At 64.1% G+C, this 16,668-nt stretch carries 15 protein-coding genes; 8 read left to right on the plus strand and 7 right to left on the minus strand.

Features of this window, described 5'->3' with window-relative positions:
* Window positions 1-146: 146 nt before the first annotated feature.
* The 4 genes from IVB48_RS02105 to IVB48_RS02120 all read left to right on the plus strand — a co-directional run bounded on the left by IVB48_RS02105 (window position 147) and on the right by IVB48_RS02120 (window position 3,939).
* Window positions 147-1,070, plus strand: a complete 924-nt coding sequence (locus tag IVB48_RS02105) for a division plane positioning ATPase MipZ (protein WP_007603231.1) — start codon at window positions 147-149, stop codon at window positions 1,068-1,070.
* Window positions 1,071-1,415: 345 nt separating this feature from the next.
* Window positions 1,416-2,276 carry an alpha/beta fold hydrolase gene (locus IVB48_RS02110; RefSeq protein ID WP_007603233.1) on the plus strand — a complete coding sequence of 287 codons (861 nt, stop codon included), beginning with the start codon at window positions 1,416-1,418 and terminating at the stop codon, window positions 2,274-2,276.
* Window positions 2,277-2,397: 121 nt separating this feature from the next.
* Window positions 2,398-3,147 (plus strand): VWA domain-containing protein, encoded by a 750-nt coding sequence (locus tag IVB48_RS02115; protein WP_247397041.1) that lies wholly within the window; start codon window positions 2,398-2,400, stop codon window positions 3,145-3,147.
* A 66-nt stretch (window positions 3,148-3,213) separates the two neighbouring features.
* Window positions 3,214-3,939, plus strand: coding sequence for a DnaJ domain-containing protein (locus IVB48_RS02120; protein ID WP_247397043.1), 726 nt, complete (start codon window positions 3,214-3,216; stop codon window positions 3,937-3,939).
* 225 nt (window positions 3,940-4,164) lie between these two features.
* Here the strand turns inward: IVB48_RS02120 and IVB48_RS02125 are convergent, their stop codons facing one another.
* Window positions 4,165-6,009, minus strand: coding sequence for a D-alanyl-D-alanine carboxypeptidase (locus tag IVB48_RS02125; RefSeq protein WP_247397046.1), 1,845 nt, complete (start codon window positions 6,007-6,009; stop codon window positions 4,165-4,167).
* 388 nt (window positions 6,010-6,397) lie between these two features.
* Here IVB48_RS02125 and IVB48_RS02130 point away from each other — a divergent pair, with 388 nt between their 5' ends.
* Complete coding sequence (locus IVB48_RS02130; RefSeq protein ID WP_007603238.1) at window positions 6,398-6,736, plus strand: phasin family protein; 339 nt, start codon at window positions 6,398-6,400, stop codon at window positions 6,734-6,736.
* 74 nt (window positions 6,737-6,810) lie between these two features.
* Here the strand turns inward: IVB48_RS02130 and IVB48_RS02135 are convergent, their stop codons facing one another.
* Window positions 6,811-8,109: a pilus assembly protein gene (locus IVB48_RS02135; protein ID WP_247397049.1), complete on the minus strand. Its 1,299-nt coding sequence runs from the start codon at window positions 8,107-8,109 to the stop codon at window positions 6,811-6,813.
* 487 nt (window positions 8,110-8,596) lie between these two features.
* Here IVB48_RS02135 and clpS point away from each other — a divergent pair, with 487 nt between their 5' ends.
* From clpS to IVB48_RS02150, 3 genes are all read left to right on the plus strand, one after another.
* Window positions 8,597-8,929, plus strand: coding sequence for an ATP-dependent Clp protease adapter ClpS (clpS, locus tag IVB48_RS02140; RefSeq protein WP_018455182.1), 333 nt, complete (start codon window positions 8,597-8,599; stop codon window positions 8,927-8,929).
* 293 nt (window positions 8,930-9,222) lie between these two features.
* Complete coding sequence (gene clpA / locus IVB48_RS02145; protein WP_018455181.1) at window positions 9,223-11,628, plus strand: ATP-dependent Clp protease ATP-binding subunit ClpA; 2,406 nt, start codon at window positions 9,223-9,225, stop codon at window positions 11,626-11,628.
* A gap of 81 nt (window positions 11,629-11,709) precedes the next feature.
* Window positions 11,710-12,255 carry a cupin domain-containing protein gene (locus IVB48_RS02150; RefSeq protein WP_247397052.1) on the plus strand — a complete coding sequence of 182 codons (546 nt, stop codon included), beginning with the start codon at window positions 11,710-11,712 and terminating at the stop codon, window positions 12,253-12,255.
* 46 nt (window positions 12,256-12,301) lie between these two features.
* On the opposite strand, the gene IVB48_RS02155 is transcribed toward IVB48_RS02150, so the two are convergent.
* From IVB48_RS02155 to IVB48_RS02175, 5 genes are all read right to left on the minus strand, one after another.
* On the minus strand, window positions 12,302-13,723 hold the full coding sequence (locus tag IVB48_RS02155) for an MFS transporter (protein ID WP_247397054.1): 1,422 nt from the start codon (window positions 13,721-13,723) through the stop codon (window positions 12,302-12,304).
* 148 nt (window positions 13,724-13,871) lie between these two features.
* On the minus strand, window positions 13,872-14,033 hold the full coding sequence (locus tag IVB48_RS02160; RefSeq protein WP_197031132.1) for a hypothetical protein: 162 nt from the start codon (window positions 14,031-14,033) through the stop codon (window positions 13,872-13,874).
* An 89-nt stretch (window positions 14,034-14,122) separates the two neighbouring features.
* The gene (locus IVB48_RS02165; RefSeq protein WP_247397056.1) at window positions 14,123-15,148 is read right to left on the minus strand and encodes an aldo/keto reductase; all 1,026 of its coding nucleotides are present in this window, start codon (window positions 15,146-15,148) and stop codon (window positions 14,123-14,125) included.
* Between the two features lie 116 nt (window positions 15,149-15,264).
* Window positions 15,265-15,501 (minus strand): hypothetical protein, encoded by a 237-nt coding sequence (locus tag IVB48_RS02170; RefSeq protein ID WP_247397059.1) that lies wholly within the window; start codon window positions 15,499-15,501, stop codon window positions 15,265-15,267.
* 98 nt (window positions 15,502-15,599) lie between these two features.
* On the minus strand, window positions 15,600-16,556 hold the full coding sequence (locus IVB48_RS02175) for a helix-turn-helix domain-containing protein (RefSeq protein ID WP_247397062.1): 957 nt from the start codon (window positions 16,554-16,556) through the stop codon (window positions 15,600-15,602).
* Between the last annotated feature and the right edge of the window lie 112 nt (window positions 16,557-16,668).

Below are 16,668 nucleotides of genomic sequence, written 5' to 3' on the forward strand. Positions count from 1 at the left end.
ATTGTGGGCTGGATCACAGACGCGAAGCGGCGCGGCGATTCATGATGAAGGACGGCGCGCCGCGATTTGTATTGCCTGTCACGCATTTCACTTGACCGCAGACGCGGCCATCTCGAAGATATTGGTTAGGGGTGTTGAGGATCGCGATGCTTGTGCAAGCTAGCCAAGGCCAGTCCGGCTCGGCGCATGTGGTCGTGCTCGGCAACGAGAAGGGCGGCTCCGGCAAGTCGACGACCGCCCTGCACATCGCAGTCGCGCTTCTGAAAGCCGGTCAGCGCGTCGCCACCATCGACCTCGACTGCCGTCAGCAGAGCTTTACTCACTACATCAACAACCGTTCCGCCTGGGCGCGCCGCACTAAGCTCGACCTCGAACTGCCGCTGCATCGCTGCATCAAGCTCGGCGAAACCATGCAGGTCGCCGAGAACGAGAATTCGGAGTTCCTTCAGTTCATGGAAGCGGTCTCGGCGGTCGAGAGCAGCTTCGACTTCATCGTCATCGATACGCCCGGCACCGACAGCTACCTGATGCGGCTTGCACACTCGATGGCCGACACGCTGGTGACCCCGATCAACGACAGCTTCCTCGATTTCGATGTGCTCGGCACCGTCGACCCCGCCAATTACGCGGTGACGGGCGAGAGCCACTACGCCGAGATGGTGCGGGATGTCAGGCGCAAGCGCCGCCAACTCGACGGCGCGACCACCGACTGGATCGTCGTGCGCAACCGCCTGTCGATGCTCGGCTCCCGCAACAAGCAGCTGGTTGCCGAGGGGTTGAAGGATTTGTCGCTGCGGCTGGGCTTCCGCTACGTCGACGGCTTCGCCGAACGCGTCGTCTATCGCGAGTTCTTCCCGCGCGGCCTGACCGCGCTGGACGAGATCGACGAGGCCACCCTCGGCATGCGGCCCAATCTCGGCCATCTCACTGCGCGGGAGGAGGTGACGAGCCTGCTCCGCCAGCTCAAGCTTCCGCTCGATGAGCGCGGACGCCGCCGCGCCGCCAACCGCGCCGAGTGGTTCAACCAGGTCGACAAGCCGCTTGAGGTCCACGACATCCTCGGCGCCTGAGGCGGCGGTATATCGCTACTTCCAGCCAATCAAAGCGGCCGGTCTTCCGTGGGAACCGAGCCCGCGCTCAACCGTTTTCACCCCGCGTTTACTGCAAAATTGAACCCGATCGAGACAGGTTGCGTCGGAAGGTGACGTGCACCCTGACGTAGCCGTATGAGAGCGAGGTGCCCAACAAACGTGTGCGCCGCACAATGAAAGGGCTGCCAGTTCACAATATTTAGCCTTCCTGTCACGCGGCTGTGACATATATTAGGGAATAGGCGACCAGGGGCCGAAGAGCTCCGGAAGAACACGATTTTCAACAGGGATTCAGGCCGCAAGAGCCTGAGGCTGAGGACGAAAATGAAGCGTGGAATTGCCGTTCTGGTTTCGGTCAGTGCCCTCTGCGGCGTCGCCTATTTCACGGCGAGCAAGTGGGCAATCAGGCACGAGACCATCACCTTCTACGATGCCTCGCGCGACAACCGTGCGGTGCCCGTCGATATCGCGATCCGTCGTGACAAGGAAATGCAGGCCAATGCCGGCATGATCACGATGCCGGTCGCCGTGATCAACCACGGCAACACCGTCAAGAACACCGAGTACGGCTTCCTCGCCAATATTTTCGCCGCGCGCGGCTATCTCGTCGTCAGCCCGCAGCATGATTTGCCGACCGATCCTCCGATGGTGACTAAGCCCGGTGAGATCTATGTCGGCCGGCTGCCGCAGATCCTGCGCGGCGTCGCCAACATCCATCTCGCCATGCAGGAGATGAAGAAGGTTCAGCCCAACGCCGACTACGAAAAGGTGACGATGGTCGGCCACTCCATGGGCGGCGACATCACGATGTATTTCGCCAAGCAGTATCCGGATGAGGTCAAGAAGGTCGTCACGCTCGACAATCTTCGCGTGCCCTTCGTCACCGCCGGCAAGTTCAAGATCCTGTCGTTCCGCTCCACCGATCCGCAGTTCAAGGCCGATGCGGGCGTGATCCCGACCGACGAGGAATGCGAGAAGGCCGGTATCCAGGTCGTGAAGACCGAATTCCAGCACAACGATATGCGCGACACCGGTCCGGACGCGGCCAAGAATTCGATCCAGGGCATGCTCGACAAGTTCCTGAGCGCGACCGACAGTGAAGTGGCGCCGGTCGATACGCAATCGTCCCCGCCCAAGATTCTCGAGCCCGGGCCGGTCGCTTTGATGGCGCCTGCCAAGAGCTGACGCCTTCCTCGTCGTCGATACCGATTTTCAAAGCCTCCGCCGGCTTCCGCCTGCGGGGGCTTTGCACATTGACCGGGCGGCATGCGCTGACCACATTAGCCGTTCACGCCAAGGTCAAGGAATGTCCGGCGAACCCATCAAACCGCGCGGCCGCGATGCCGTCTCGACGCAACCAGGCGGCGCTGTGCCGCAGGCGGGGACCTCGACCCCGGAGGACATCGCCGCCTTCGTCGCAAACGCGCGCGCGCTGTCACCGCATGCGCCCGGTGCGAAAGGGCGGCTGATCTTCGCGCTGGATGCGACGATGAGCCGGCAGCCGACCTGGGACATGGCCTGTGCGCTTCAGGCTGACATGTTCCGTGAGACCGCCGCGCTCGGCAGTCTCGACATCCGACTCGTCTACTATCGCGGCTTCAACGAGTGCCGCGCCACGGGATGGATCTCCGACAGCGCCAGGCTGGCGACGCTGATGGGCAAGATCGATTGCCGTGGCGGCGACACCCAGATCGGCAAGGTGCTGAGCGAGGCGCGGCGCGAGGCGGTCGCATCCGGCGTGCGCGCCGTCGTCTTCGTCGGCGACGCCATGGAGGAGAACGTCGACGAACTCTGCGCCAAGGCCGGCGAGCTCGGCATGCTCAAGGTGCCTGTGTTCGTATTTCAGGAAGGCCATGACGCGGTGGCCGAGCAGGCCTTTCGCGAGATCGCGCGCCTGACCGGCGGCGCCTGGTGCCGCTTCGATCCGGGCGCGGCGGCGCAGTTGCGCGAGCTGTTGCGCGCAGCCGCCGCCTACGCGGCCGGCGGACGCGAGGCGCTGTTGCAATTGGCGAAGACCACCAGTGGCGCGGCCAGGCTGATCGGCCAGATGAAGTAGCGCTGCAGCGGTCTGCGGGGCCAAGGACTCGATGCTTTTTGGCGATAGGCCGACTATATTCCGGCCATGACCCTGATTGCCGGTGCTATCGCTGTTATCACCCTTTATCTGCTGCTCCAGATGTTCCGTTCGGCCAATCCGGCCGCGCTTGCGCGCGCGATCAGGTTCGGTGGCGGCGTGGTCGCGCTGGCTGTCGCAGCGTTCACGGGATTGAAGGGCGAACTGGTGGTGGCGATCCCGCTCGGGATATTCGGCGCCGGGCTCCTGGGCTGGACACCGATGGCAAACGCCGGCTTCGGCAATATCGGCGGGCTGTTCGGCGCCGGCGCGACGCGCCCGGCCGGTCAGGCGTCGCGCGTGCGCTCGCAATTCCTGGATATGCGGCTCGATCACGAGTCCGGCCAGCTCGGAGGCCGGATCGTCGCCGGGCCTCACGCCGGGCGCGATCTCGATGAGTTCGATCTCGCGGCCCTGCTGGCAATGGTCCCGGCGTTCGACGGCGAGAGCGTGGCCCTACTTGAAAGCTATCTGGACCGCCGGTTTCCCGCTTGGCGTCAGAACGCGCAGGGCGACGCGGCAGGGGGGCGGCGCCGCACGGTGGCGACCGGCAAAATGACGACGGAGGAGGCCTATCAGATCCTTGGCCTGCAGCCGGGGGCGGGGCGTGACGACATCAGCCGGGCTCACAAGTCCCTGATGAAGAAACTGCATCCCGACCAGGGGGGCTCGACGTATCTCGCTGCCCGGGTAAACGAGGCCAAGGATACTCTGCTTCGCACGCATAACGGCTAACTCCGGCACCACGCTACAAACGCTCGTCCCGTGTGAGCCCCGCTTGCTCTGTTTGCCGTCGCCCCGATGCCCGCCATTGTCGGCGTGGTCGATCCCTTGCGTAAAGTTTTAACCGTAAATCCTTGACGAGAGGTTGTCGTGGAACAGCCTCGTCCGTCACCGCGTCCCGAAAATGAAAATGCCCGCGCAAGGCGCGGGCATTTTGATTGGAACGGTGCGAAAAGATCAGTTGCGGACGGTCATGCAGGAGATATCGGCACGCTTCAGGGTGCGGCAGACGGCTTCCGCCTGGTCGCGGTCGAGCCCGGCGAAGCGGGCGCGGTAGAGCTTGCGATTGTCTTTCGCGACGACCGGCTCGGTGAACGGATCGGCCTTGCTGAGCAGGCCGCGAGCCGAGCTGCGCGCCGCGTCGATGCGCTGCTGGGCTTCGTTCTCGCTCTCGAGCGCGCCGACCTGGACGATCCAGCCGCTGTGGGTGACGATCGGCTTCGTGGTGGCGCTCATCTGGACCGGCTGCAGCGCCGGGTCGGCTGACGCAAGCTTCGTAGCAGCCGGGGCGGGTGCGGCGGCGGTGGCGGCCGGCAATACGCCGAGGATACCATTGCCGGTGCCGAAGCCCGCCGGCTGACGCGGCAGCTCGGTACGGGCGATCTCGGCCTTCGGCGCCTCCGGTTGGCTGGCGACCTCGGGCTTGTTGATGAGGTCTGCCCGGGCCACGACGGCGCCGGAGGTTTCGGCGACGTCGGAACGGGACGCGATCGTGCTCGTGACCTGCGGTGCGATCTGAGCCGGGGCGGCGGAGGCGACCTTCACGGTGCCGGCCTTGACCTGCACGGTCTTGACCCGGACCGGCTTCATCGGCTCGGACGAGCCGGGGATGATCGAGAGGGGCTGGCTCGAGATCACGCCATTGGTGAGCGGCGCAGGCTCGATCTTGGATTCAATCGACCGAACTTCAGGCTTGTTGGCTTCAGATCTGGGCTGAGCCGGCGGCACCGCGGCAGTCGCAGCCGCAAGCGTCGCCAGGCGCGCGGCGAGACGCGACGGGGCTGCTTCGGGAGCGGGGGCAGCCTGAACCTGCGGAGCGGAGCGGGCCGGGGTATCCGACGCATCAGCGACTTCGGCAGCGGCGTCGGAGCCGTTGCGCTCGGTGACTGCGGCGACGGTGTGGGTGGTCGCGGCCTTGTCGAGGTTCTCCGCGAGCAGGTTGCGCATGATGGCGTCGCGCGAGCCGCCGCTACGGCCGCCCAGCACCACGCCGATCAGGTGGCGGTTGCCGCGGCGCATCGAGGTCACGAGATTGAAGCCGGAGGCGCGGGTGTAGCCGGTCTTGATGCCGTCCACGCCCTCGACATTCCCGAGCAGATGATTGTGGTTCCGGATCGACTGTCCGCGCCAGTTGAACGTCGAGGTCGCGAAATAGCGATAATAGCGCGGGAAACGCTCCTGGATGGCGCGGCCGAGCGTGGCCTGGTCGCGCGCGGTCGTGACCTGCTCGTCGTTGGGAAGACCGTTGGCGTTGCGGTAAACCGTCCTGGACATACCGAGCGAACGCGCCTTGCGCGTCATCATCTGGGCGAAGTCGTCCTCGTCGCCGCCAATCGCTTCCGCGATCACAACGGCTGCGTCGTTGGCGGAGCGGGTGACGAGACCCTTGATTGCGTCCTCGACGCGGATGGTCTGGCCGGCACGCAGGTTCAACTTGGTCGGATCCTGATCGGCGGCGTGCTGCGACACCGGCATCTCGGTGTCGAGCTTCAACTTCCCGGACTCGAGGCGCTCGAACAGCAGATAGAGCGTCATGATCTTGGTCAGCGAGGCCGGGTGGCGGATCCCGTCGGGACTCGTTGCCTGAAGCACGGACCCGGAATTGCCGTCGACGATGATCGACGCGAATTTCGGGCTGGAACTCTCGGACACATCGCGCTGCACGCGGTGGTGCGCGTAGTGACGACGGTAGCGCCGCGCCTCGGCAGCATCTGTGGTGAAGATGACCGCACTGGTGACCGCAAGAAGCCCAAAAACGCCAACCCGCGCCAAGCGCGAGGAAGACAAGTTTTTACGAAGCATGAAACCCCGTCCCCGTTTCTGACTTGATCACCGGCTCGTGAGGCGAAATTGTGCCCATGGGACCCGGGATCATTACCTGCTCAGGCTGTCCTTCCGCAGGTGTTCGCTGCGGGGGACGTTGGGCCTGAGCCGCTATTCTGGCTAAGGTGATGTTCTCCAACGGCTTTTGGCCGTTTGTGGAAGCTGAACACGTCCAGGGAATCAAAGTAGGGCGCTGCGGTTTCCAAAAGCTTAAGGAACCCTTGCGGGAAAACCCCGGAATTGGTGCGAACTTGTCCTTATTTTTGTGCGTCGCACAAAATTCTTGACTTTTTTGTGCGCTGCACTAATTGTAAGCAGGGTCAGGGAGCCGGGGCTTCCCGACGAGAGCTAGGGAAAAGGATTCCGAATGTTCAAGGTTGAAGACTTTCAAGGCTACGGGAAAGAGCACTTCGAGCAGTACGTCGCCTCCGCGACCTCGATGCAGCACGGCCTTCAGGCGATCGCCAGCGCCTATGGCGACTACACCAAGAAGTCGTTCGAAGACACCAAGTCCTTCGTCGAGAAGCTTTCCGGCGTGAAGTCGCTGGACAAGGCCGTCGAAGCGCAGACCGAATTCGCCCGTTCCGCCTACGAGTCCTTCGTCGCGGAATCGCAGAAGATCGCCGGCCTTTACAGCGACCTCGCCAAGCAGGCCTTCAAGCCGGTCGAGACCATCGTGTCGAAGTTCACTCCGGCCGCCAGCTAACGTTTCCTGACGTCCTGGAATCAAAAGCCCGGCTGAAGCAGCCGGGCTTTTTTGTTTGTCGTGGCGTGTCGATCTCAGCGCGCGACGCGCAGCTTGGACAACGACGTGCCGATGTCCTTGAACACCGAGACAGTCTGATCTGCCTTCGTCACCAGGTAGAACTTGTCGGTGCCGCTGGCGCAATATTGCAGCACGCTGGACGTCGGATCGCTGCCGGTGTTCACCTGCACCGTATAGATCGTGATGTTCGCCGCCTTGGCGTTGTCGCACAGCTTCTTCTGCCGCGCGTCGATTTGCCAGGCGTTGCTGTACCAGCGGTTCTGCGTATTGAGACCGTCGGAGAGCAGCACGATCGCATCCTTGTAGGTGTAGTTGGGGTCCTTGGCCGGCGCGTTCATGGGATCGCCAGCCGACAGCGTCATCCATCCCCAGGCGAGGCCAATGCCCTGGTTGGTGTTGCCGGTGGGCTTCATGGCGTCGATCCGACTCTTGAGTAAGCTCCAGTCGTAGCTCAGCGGCATGATTGGCTGCAGATAGGACGAACTGCCGGGGTCGCAGTAGGAGTACTGTTCGGCCGGGAACTGCGTTCCCGCGTTACCGCTCGTGGGCGTCGTGTTCTTCGTGTCGTAGTCCTGGTCGCGGTCGACCACGCATCCCGTCCATGTGTTGTGGTTGGCGAACCTGGTGCCGCGGGCCGCGTCCCAATCGCTGAAATCGACCCAGTACTTGCTGTAGTTGCTGGCGCCGACGTTGACGTCCTTGGCAAACGGAACAATCGAGATGTAGACGTCGCCATCGGTCTTGGAGAGCGGGCTGAGCTGGTCGACCAGGCTCTTCGCGGCGGTCTGCATCGCCGCCATCTTGCCGTCGTCGGCCATCGACCCCGTGTTGTCGAGCACCAAGGCCACGCGCATGCGCACCAGGCCCCAGGCGCTGGTGGAATTGGCGCCGACGTCGAGTGTCGGGAAGCCCGCGACCTTCATGAAGGTGGTCGTGTAGGTGCCGGTGCCGGTGACCTGGATGGTGGAGCCCATGCTGGTGCTTGCGGTGTAAGTGGCCGCGATGCTGACCGACGGCAGGGCGTTGGTGGCGGTGAACAGGGCGTTGAAATAAGCCTGCGCCTTGATGCTGATCTGCGAAGTCGTGATGGTGCCGGACGACAGATCCTTGGAGACCATCAGCGAGGTCGAATCGAGGGCCGCCTGCATTGCGGAACGAGCCTGGGCCGCGCGGCTGTAATCGATTGCAGCTCCGACGAAGCCTAAAACCGGGAGCAGCGCTATGGCGAAGATCACGGCGATATTGCCTTGTTCGGCCGCTGCGAACCGGGCGAGGTGTCGACCAATACGGCTGACGAATGGCAGGCGAGACATGACGATTCCCGGAAATCTGTGACTTTGCCCGTTTTCGCGCCACGCCGTTGAACGCAGGGTAAATCGGTCCGTAGAAAACCGGAGCTAGCCCGCGCGAAACAGCCGCAGCCACGTTGCCGGCCGGGTTCCTGGTCAACATCTTCTAAACGGGCGGGGCAGAAGCTTTTGTCAAATCAGTCCGGATTGATTAACCTTGGCAAGGATCGCCCGGACCGGGAATCGGGACCGCCATGGCCGCATCGGCCGAGCTGTCGTACGCTTGCGGCGAGCCGGGGGCAGGCCCATATTCGGTGAGGCCGATCCGGCTTGGACCGGACCGGCTGGAAGCGGCGATCCAACAAGGCGGTGCGCCTGTGCGAAGCTCCAAAAGCCGGGGCTGCGCGGCAAACCGTCATACGCTTCCGTGGGGAATTTGAACGCCTGAGCCATGCCGCAACTGTCTTCCAGACCAGATCCGTCCGCGGCCGCCGCCGCCCACGCTGCCCTGATGAGCAACGACGAGAACCGTTCCGGCGGTCCCTCCGCGCCAAACACGTCCGTCATCACCAAGGTCAAGCCGAAGACCAAACGGCCGAACCTGTATCGTGTGCTGATCCTGAACGACGACTACACGCCGATGGAATTCGTCGTTCATGTGCTGGAGAAATTCTTCCAGAAGGACGCCGAGGCTGCAACCAAGATCATGCTGCACGTTCATCATCACGGGATCGGGGAGTGCGGCGTGTTCACCTACGAGATCGCCGAGACCAAGGTGACGCAGGTGATGGATTTCGCTCGCAAGCACCAGCATCCGCTGCAATGCGTGATGGAAAAGAAGTAAGACTCGACACGTTACGGCGCGTTCGAAGCCGGCTTGTGCATGCCGTAGTGTGATTGCCGCGTGATGTCTGCGCGCGATGTTCGTTGCAGACGGCAAAACTACGGAATTTCGGACCGGTGCCGATCGTGCCCAAACCGGAACGGGTTTTGCATCGAAAAATACCTCAGCTGTGCAGCCGCCTGAGTCGCGGAACCGGTCTTTCGCCGCGATCTTGTATAACTATATGTGACAAAGGTTGTTGTTGCCTGACCGGGCGATGGCGATCATGATGGTGGGGGCCATAGAGGACGCGAATGCCGACTTTTTCCCAAAGCCTTGAACAATCCCTGCATCGTGCACTGGCGATCGCAAACGAGCGTCATCACCAATACGCGACGCTCGAGCATCTTTTGCTCTCCCTGATCGACGACTCCGATGCAGCCGCCGTCATGCGCGCCTGTAGCGTCGACCTCGACAAGCTCCGTACGAGCCTCGTCAATTATCTTGAGACCGAATTCGAGAACCTGGTGACGGACGGCGCCGACGACGCCAAGCCGACCGCAGGCTTCCAGCGCGTGATCCAGCGCGCGGTGATCCACGTGCAATCGTCCGGTCGCGAAGAGGTGACCGGCGCCAACGTGCTGATCGCGATCTTTGCCGAGCGCGAGAGTCATGCCGCGTATTTCCTGCAGGAGCAGGACATGACGCGCTACGACGCCGTCAACTACATCAGCCACGGCATCGCCAAGCGGCCGGGCGTCTCCGAGGCGCGGCCGGTGCGCGGCGTCGACGAGGAGACGGAGACCAAGGGCAGCGAGGACGCCAAGAAGAAGGGCGAGGCGCTCGAGACCTATTGCGTCAACCTCAACAAGAAGGCGCGGGATGGCAAGATCGATCCGGTGATCGGACGCAATTCCGAGATCAACCGCGCGATCCAGGTGCTGTGCCGCCGGCAGAAGAACAATCCGCTGTTCGTGGGCGAGGCCGGCGTCGGCAAGACCGCGATCGCGGAGGGCCTGGCTAAGCGCATCGTCGACAGCGAAGTGCCGGAGGTGCTGGCGGCTGCGACCGTGTTCTCGCTCGACATGGGCACGCTGCTCGCCGGTACGCGCTATCGCGGCGACTTCGAGGAACGCCTGAAGCAGGTGCTGAAGGAGCTCGAGGCGCATCCCAATGCCATCCTGTTCATCGACGAGATCCACACCGTGATCGGTGCGGGCGCAACGTCGGGCGGGGCGATGGATGCCTCGAACCTGCTCAAGCCCGCGCTCGCTTCCGGCACCATCCGCTGCATGGGCTCGACCACCTACAAGGAATACCGCCAGCACTTCGAGAAAGACCGCGCGCTGGTGCGGCGCTTCCAGAAGATCGACGTCAACGAGCCGACGGTCGAGGACGCGATCGCGATCCTCAAGGGCCTCAAGCCGTACTTCGAAGACTACCACCGGCTGAAATACACCAACGAGGCGATCGAGGCTGCGGTGCAGCTCTCTTCGCGCTACATCCACGACCGCAAGCTGCCGGATAAGGCGATCGACGTGATCGACGAATCCGGCGCGGCGCAGATGCTGGTCGCCGAGAACAAGCGCAAGAAGACCATCGGCATCAAGGAGATCGAGACGACGATCGCCTCGATGGCGCGGATCCCGCCGAAGAGCGTGTCGAAGGACGATGCCGAGGTGCTCAAGCATCTCGAGCAGACCCTGAAGCGCACCGTGTTCGGTCAGGACAAGGCGATCGAGTCGCTCGCCGCTTCGATCAAGCTGGCGCGTGCCGGCCTGCGCGAGCCGGAGAAGCCGATCGGCTGCTATCTGTTCTCTGGTCCGACCGGCGTCGGCAAGACCGAGGTCGCGAAACAGCTCGCGGCGTCGCTCGGCGTCGAGCTGTTGCGCTTCGACATGTCCGAATACATGGAGCGGCACACGGTGTCGCGCCTGATCGGCGCGCCTCCCGGCTATGTCGGCTTCGATCAGGGCGGCTTGCTCACTGACGGCGTCGACCAGCATCCGCATTGCGTGGTGCTGCTGGACGAGATCGAGAAGGCGCATCCCGATCTCTACAACGTGCTGCTCCAGATCATGGATCACGGCCGGCTCACCGACCACAACGGCAAGCAGGTCAACTTCCGCAACGTGATCCTGATCATGACCACGAATGCGGGCGCGTCCGATCTCGCCAAGCAGGCGTTCGGCTTCACGCGCTCGAAGCGGGAAGGCGACGACCACGAGGCGATCAACCGGCAGTTCGCGCCGGAATTCCGCAACCGTCTCGATGCCGTCGTGTCGTTCGGCCATCTCAGTGTCGAGGTGATCGGTACGGTGGTCGAGAAGTTCGTGCTTCAGCTCGAAGCGCAACTCGGCGATCGCGATGTCACCATCGAACTGTCCGACCCTGCCAAGACCTGGCTGGTGAAGCATGGTTACGACGAGCAGATGGGCGCACGTCCGATGGCTCGCGTGATCCAGGAGCACATCAAGAAGCCGTTGGCCGACGAGGTGCTGTTCGGCAAACTCAAGGGTGGCGGCCATGTCCGCGTCGTCCTGGTCAAGGACGAGGCCGACGAGACCAAGGACAAGATCGGCTTCGAGTTCGTCGAGGGGCCGGTCACGCCGAAGCAGGAGAAGCTCCCGGGAGCCCGCAAGCGCCCGCCGGGCAAGTCCAAGCCAGGTGGCCCCGGCGGCTCGAAGGGGCCGACCAAGAGCCCGCTGGTCAAGGCTTGATCCGCACGCGATGAATTGAAAAGGCCGGCTGAGAAGCCGGCCTTTCTTATTGGCAGCCAAATATAAGCAAGAAGATCCGATATGACCGACACGCCTTCTGCAAACCCGTCGTCAGCTTCCTCGATCCCCGCCGACGATCCCGCACGCGCCCTGACGGTCGCCGATCCCGACGGCGCTGACGTGCCGCATATCTCTGTGGCCGGCGGCACCTACACGGTCCTGGTGTCAGGCGCGCAGACCGCAGGACGCTATTGCCTGGTCGACATGCTGGTGCCCGCCGGCGGCGGGCCCCCGCCGCACCGCCACGATTTCGAGGAAATGTTCACGCTGCTCGAAGGCGAACTTGAATTCACCTTTCGCGGTAAGTCCCACACCGTAAGTGCGGGGTCGACCGTCAACGTTCCGGCCAATGCGCCGCACGCGTTCAAGAACGTGTCCGGCAAGATGGCCCGTATGCTCTGCATGTGCACGCCAGCGGGACAGGACGAATTCTTCCTGGCGGTTGGCTTTCCCGTCGAAGGCCGCACGTCGCCACCGCCGAAGCCGACTCCGGAAGAGATGGCCGAGAAAGGCAAGCTGATCGCAGCACTGCTGCCGAAATATCGCACCGAGATGGTGAAGATGTGAGGAGGGGCGGACCCAGCCGAAATCGGCCTTCCCAAATGGTCACGCGCTATTCGCCGCGCAGGCGCTGGTCGTCCTGCACCCGAACATGCTCGGCGCCGCGCGCGCCCGCGGGCGACAGCCGCAACATGCTCAGCGCCGCGCCGCAGAGCGCAAAGCCGACGCCTGTCAGCAACGCGATCCTGGTTCCCTCGATCGGATAGCGGCCGAGGAACAGCGCGACCAGCGCTGCGCCGGTGGTCTGCCCAAGCAGTCGCGCCGTGCCCAGCATGCCGCTGGCGCCGCCGGCACGCTCGCGCGGGGCGGCTGCGATCATGGTGCGGTTGTTGGGGGTCTGGAACAGGCCGAAGCCGGCGCCGGCCAGCGCCATTCGCCAGATCACGTCGAGCGGCGTGGGCGCCGCCGGCAGCAAAGCGAGCGCAGCGAGGCCGCAGGCGAACAGCGTGAGGCCGATGCCGCCGAGCAGGCCGGCCGGATAATGCTCGACCAGGCGGCCGGCGAGGGGGGCTGCGAACGCCACCGCGATCGGCCATGGCGTGATCAAGAGGCCCATATGGACCGCCGAATAGCCGAAGCGGCTCTGGAGGTAGAAGGGGATCGCAACGAAGGCCAGCATCTGCCCGCAGAACGAGGCGATCGAGGTTGCAATCGACAGCGCGAACACCGGGATACGCAATAGGTCGATCGGCAGCAGCGGCGAGGCCATGTGGGTCTCGCGGTAAATCAGCAATGCGCCGGCGACGAGCGCTACGGCGAACTGCACGAGGCAGGTGATCGCCGCTTCGCCATGACCGACGCTATCGACGGCCGCGATGCCGACACCGAAGGTGATCGCGGACAGCCCCGCGCTCTGCCAGTCGAAGGAATGGCTCGCAGGCCTGGTGTGCGGCAGGCTGCGCAGGCCCAGCACCAATGTCACCACGCCGAGCGGGACGTTGATGGCGAACAGCCAGGGCCAGTTGCCGAACGCCAGGATACCGGCTGCGAGCGTCGGGCCGACCGCGGCCGAGAAGGCGACGACGAGAGCGTTGAGCCCGATGCCGCGGCCGAGCTGGCTGCGGGGGTAAGTGAAACGCACCAGCGCTGCGTTGACGCTCATGATTCCGGCCGCGCCGAAGCCCTGCACGATGCGTGCAATCGTGAGCAGCGGCAGCGTGTGCGCCAGCGCGCAGAATGCGGAGGCAAGCGTGAACAGCACCAGCCCGACCAGATAGACGCGGCGATAACCGACGATCTCGCCGAGCGAAGCCAGCGGCAGCAGCGAGATCGTGATCGCGAGCTGGTAGCCGTTGACGATCCAGATCGAGAACGCCGGGCTCGCGTCGAGGTCGGCCGCGATCGTCGGCAGCGCGACGTTGGCGATGGCGCTGTCGACCACTGCCATGATGATGCCCAGCGCAATGGTCAGGACCGCCTGGCCCCGCTGCGGCTGCGGCAGGCCGTCGGCGTGCTCCATGGGGGCTGGCGACATGAGGGCGGCGTGCTTGATTCGAGCCGTGGTTCGTCTCCGGATTAGGAAATTGCGAGATGCATCGCAACCCGGCAGGACACGGGCGGTTCCTGCGCCGGGAGCGGGTCTCCCGGCACCGCGGGCATGGGTCGGAACGGCGTTCGCGGGCTCACCAGCGCGAGGTCGACTTCCCGAACACATAGAGCGCGACGAGCCCAACCGTCACCGCGGTCGAGACAATCCGGATGGTGCGGTCCCAATCGATTCCGCTCCGCTCGGCGCGGTTGAGATTGAGAGCCGTGAACAGGGCCTTCATGGCAAATCGGCGCATCGGGCTGCCTCAAGGGTGCGCACGATGCCACTGTCGCCGCGGTCCGACTTGATGCAGCTCAAGCCGGATTGCGCCGGCGCGCCCGGCCGTTACACCGCCGGCGGATTGCGGTCGGTGAAAGTCGTGCGCTGGTGCCAGTAGGGATAGGGCAGCGTCACCTTGCTCGCCGCATCGAGCTTTGCGATCTGGTCCTTGGTCAATGACCAGCCGACCGCGCCGAGATTTTCGCGCAGCTGCGTCTCGTTGCGCGCGCCGATGATCAGCGTCGAAACGGTCGGACGCTGCAGCAGCCAGTTCAGCGCGATCTGCGAGACGCTCTTGCCGGTTTCCTTGGCGACCTCGTCGATTGCCTCGACGACGCGATAGACGTGCTCGTCCGGCACGGGCGGGCCGAACTCAGCCGTCTTGGGCAAGCGGCTTACGTCAGGCTTTGGCTGGCCGCGGCGGATCTTTCCGGTGAGGCGCCCCCATCCGAGCGGCGACCAGACCAATGCGCCGAGCCCTTGGTCGAGGCCGAGCGGCATCAGCTCCCATTCGTAGTCGCGCCCGATCAGTGAATAGTAGGTCTGGTTGGCGACGTAGCGCGGGAAGCCATGTTTGTCGGCAACGCCAAGCGATTTCATCAGGTGCCAGCCCGAAAAATTCGACACGCCGACGTAGCGGATCTTGCCGGCACGCACGAGCACATCGAGAGTGCTAAGCACCTCTTCAGGCGGGGTGAAGGCATCGAAGCCGTGAAGCTGGAACAGGTCGATGTAGTCGGTACCGAGCCGGCTCAGCGAAGCATCGATGGCCGCGAGCAGATGCTGGCGCGACGACCCGATGTCATTGGGGCCGTCGCCGAAGCGGAACGTCGCCTTGGTCGAGACCAAAACCTTGTCGCGGCGGCCCTTGATGGCCTCGCCAAGAACGCGCTCGGACTCGCCGAGCGAATAGACGTTCGCGGTGTCGAACATCGACACGCCGGCATCGAGGCAGATATCCAGAAGGCGCCGCGCTTCGGTCGCGTCAGTCGCGCCCCACGCAGCGAGGCGGCCAACGCCGCCGAAGGTGCCGGTCCCAAGACTCAAGGCGGGCACCATGAGGCCCGAGCGGCCCAAGCGTCGGTATTCCATCGACTTGCTCCTCGGCTGGCCGCTGATTGATCCCCGCGACCTCTGTGCCGGATGGTAGTGCAAGCACGTGCCGTGTCCTACGCCGCGCTCACATACCGGCCTTGCTTGGGGGAGGCCTAGTCGTGCAGACGCATGTCATCGAATGCTGCGTCAATCACGCGCGGACCGACCGTCGTCGCGGGAAGCCGAGCCGCGCTCCTCGCTAGTGGCGATTGAAGGCAGGCGACCTCGCTCTCGCGCGCCTGCTGCGGCAGGAGCGTCAGGCCCCAGCCCACCGCGACCAGCACCGCGAGCCGGATCACGATCACGCCGAGCAAGACCTCCGATCCGCTTATCGGGGCGTTGGTTTTCATGTGCAGAGCCTGATCCCGGCGGCAGCACCTGACAATCTGGAATTCACGAGCATGGCCTTCGCCTGAAGCGAAGGCTCGGGCCAATGGCTGCCCGGACGTCAATGCCGCGACTGGCTCTGCCTGAAGTCGCGCGGTGACATCCCGAAATGCTCGCGGAAGACGCGGCCGAAATGCGAAAGGTCGTTGAAGCCCCAGGCGAAGGCGATCTCGCTGATGTGGCGGTGAGTGAGCACGGGGGAGGCGAGGTCGCGCCTGCATTGAGCGAGGCGCTCACCGAGGACGTAGCGCTGGAACGAGGTGTCCTCGTCGGCGAGGAGATCGTTGACGTAGCGGGACGAGATGCCGAGCGCCGCTGCGGTCTCGGACAGCGAGAGGTCGGGATCGGCAAGATGAGCCCGGATATGCGCCTTCAGCCGGTAGAGCAGGGCGGAGCGATGGGTCGAGGACGGCAGCGGCGTCTTGCCCAGCCGCTCGCCAAGTGCCATCGCCAGGACATCGACGGCCTGTTCCGACAGAGCGGCGGCGTGGTGCGGATCGATCTGATCCGCACTCTGGCAGAGCCGGTAGATGAAATCGTAGGCGATCCGCTGCAGCGGCGAGTCTGGTCCGAAAGCGCTGGCAGTAAGGGTTTCGGTCGCGCCGAGCCGGCGCTGCAGCATCTCGCGCGGCACCTTGAAGATGGTCTGCGTGAAGATGCCGTCGAATTTCAGCTCGTAGGGACGGGTGGTGTCATAGAGCGCAAATTCTCCCGGATGCACCACGGCCTCGCGGCCGTCCTGCACCACAGCGCCGGCGCCGCGATTGCCGAGCGCGATCAGGATGAAATCCTGACCCGAGCGCGCGATGCGCGAGGGCGTGCGCAACACGTGCTGACGGTCGGAGCAGACCTCGGAGCATTCCGCCTTGCCCAGTGGCGCCCGGGTGACCGAGCCGCGAAAGGCGCTGCCAAGATCGGACTTGCAGTCGAGTCCGACGAAAACGTCGCAGACGATATCCTGCCAGAGCGCAAGGCGGCGGTGGCCTGGGCTGTCGTCCGTGGTGAACTGGATTGGCATCTGCAGAGCCTCCCTTTCACATCCCGCAAAATTGCGTGTCGGCGCAGGTCCCCACTGACGGAGGCAAATCCTGTACCGGGCCGGCGATTCCGTCCGGTCGAGTTTTTGTTCC

It is taken from the genome of Bradyrhizobium sp. 76 (assembly GCF_023073025.1).
GTDB lineage: Bacteria > Pseudomonadota > Alphaproteobacteria > Rhizobiales > Xanthobacteraceae > Bradyrhizobium.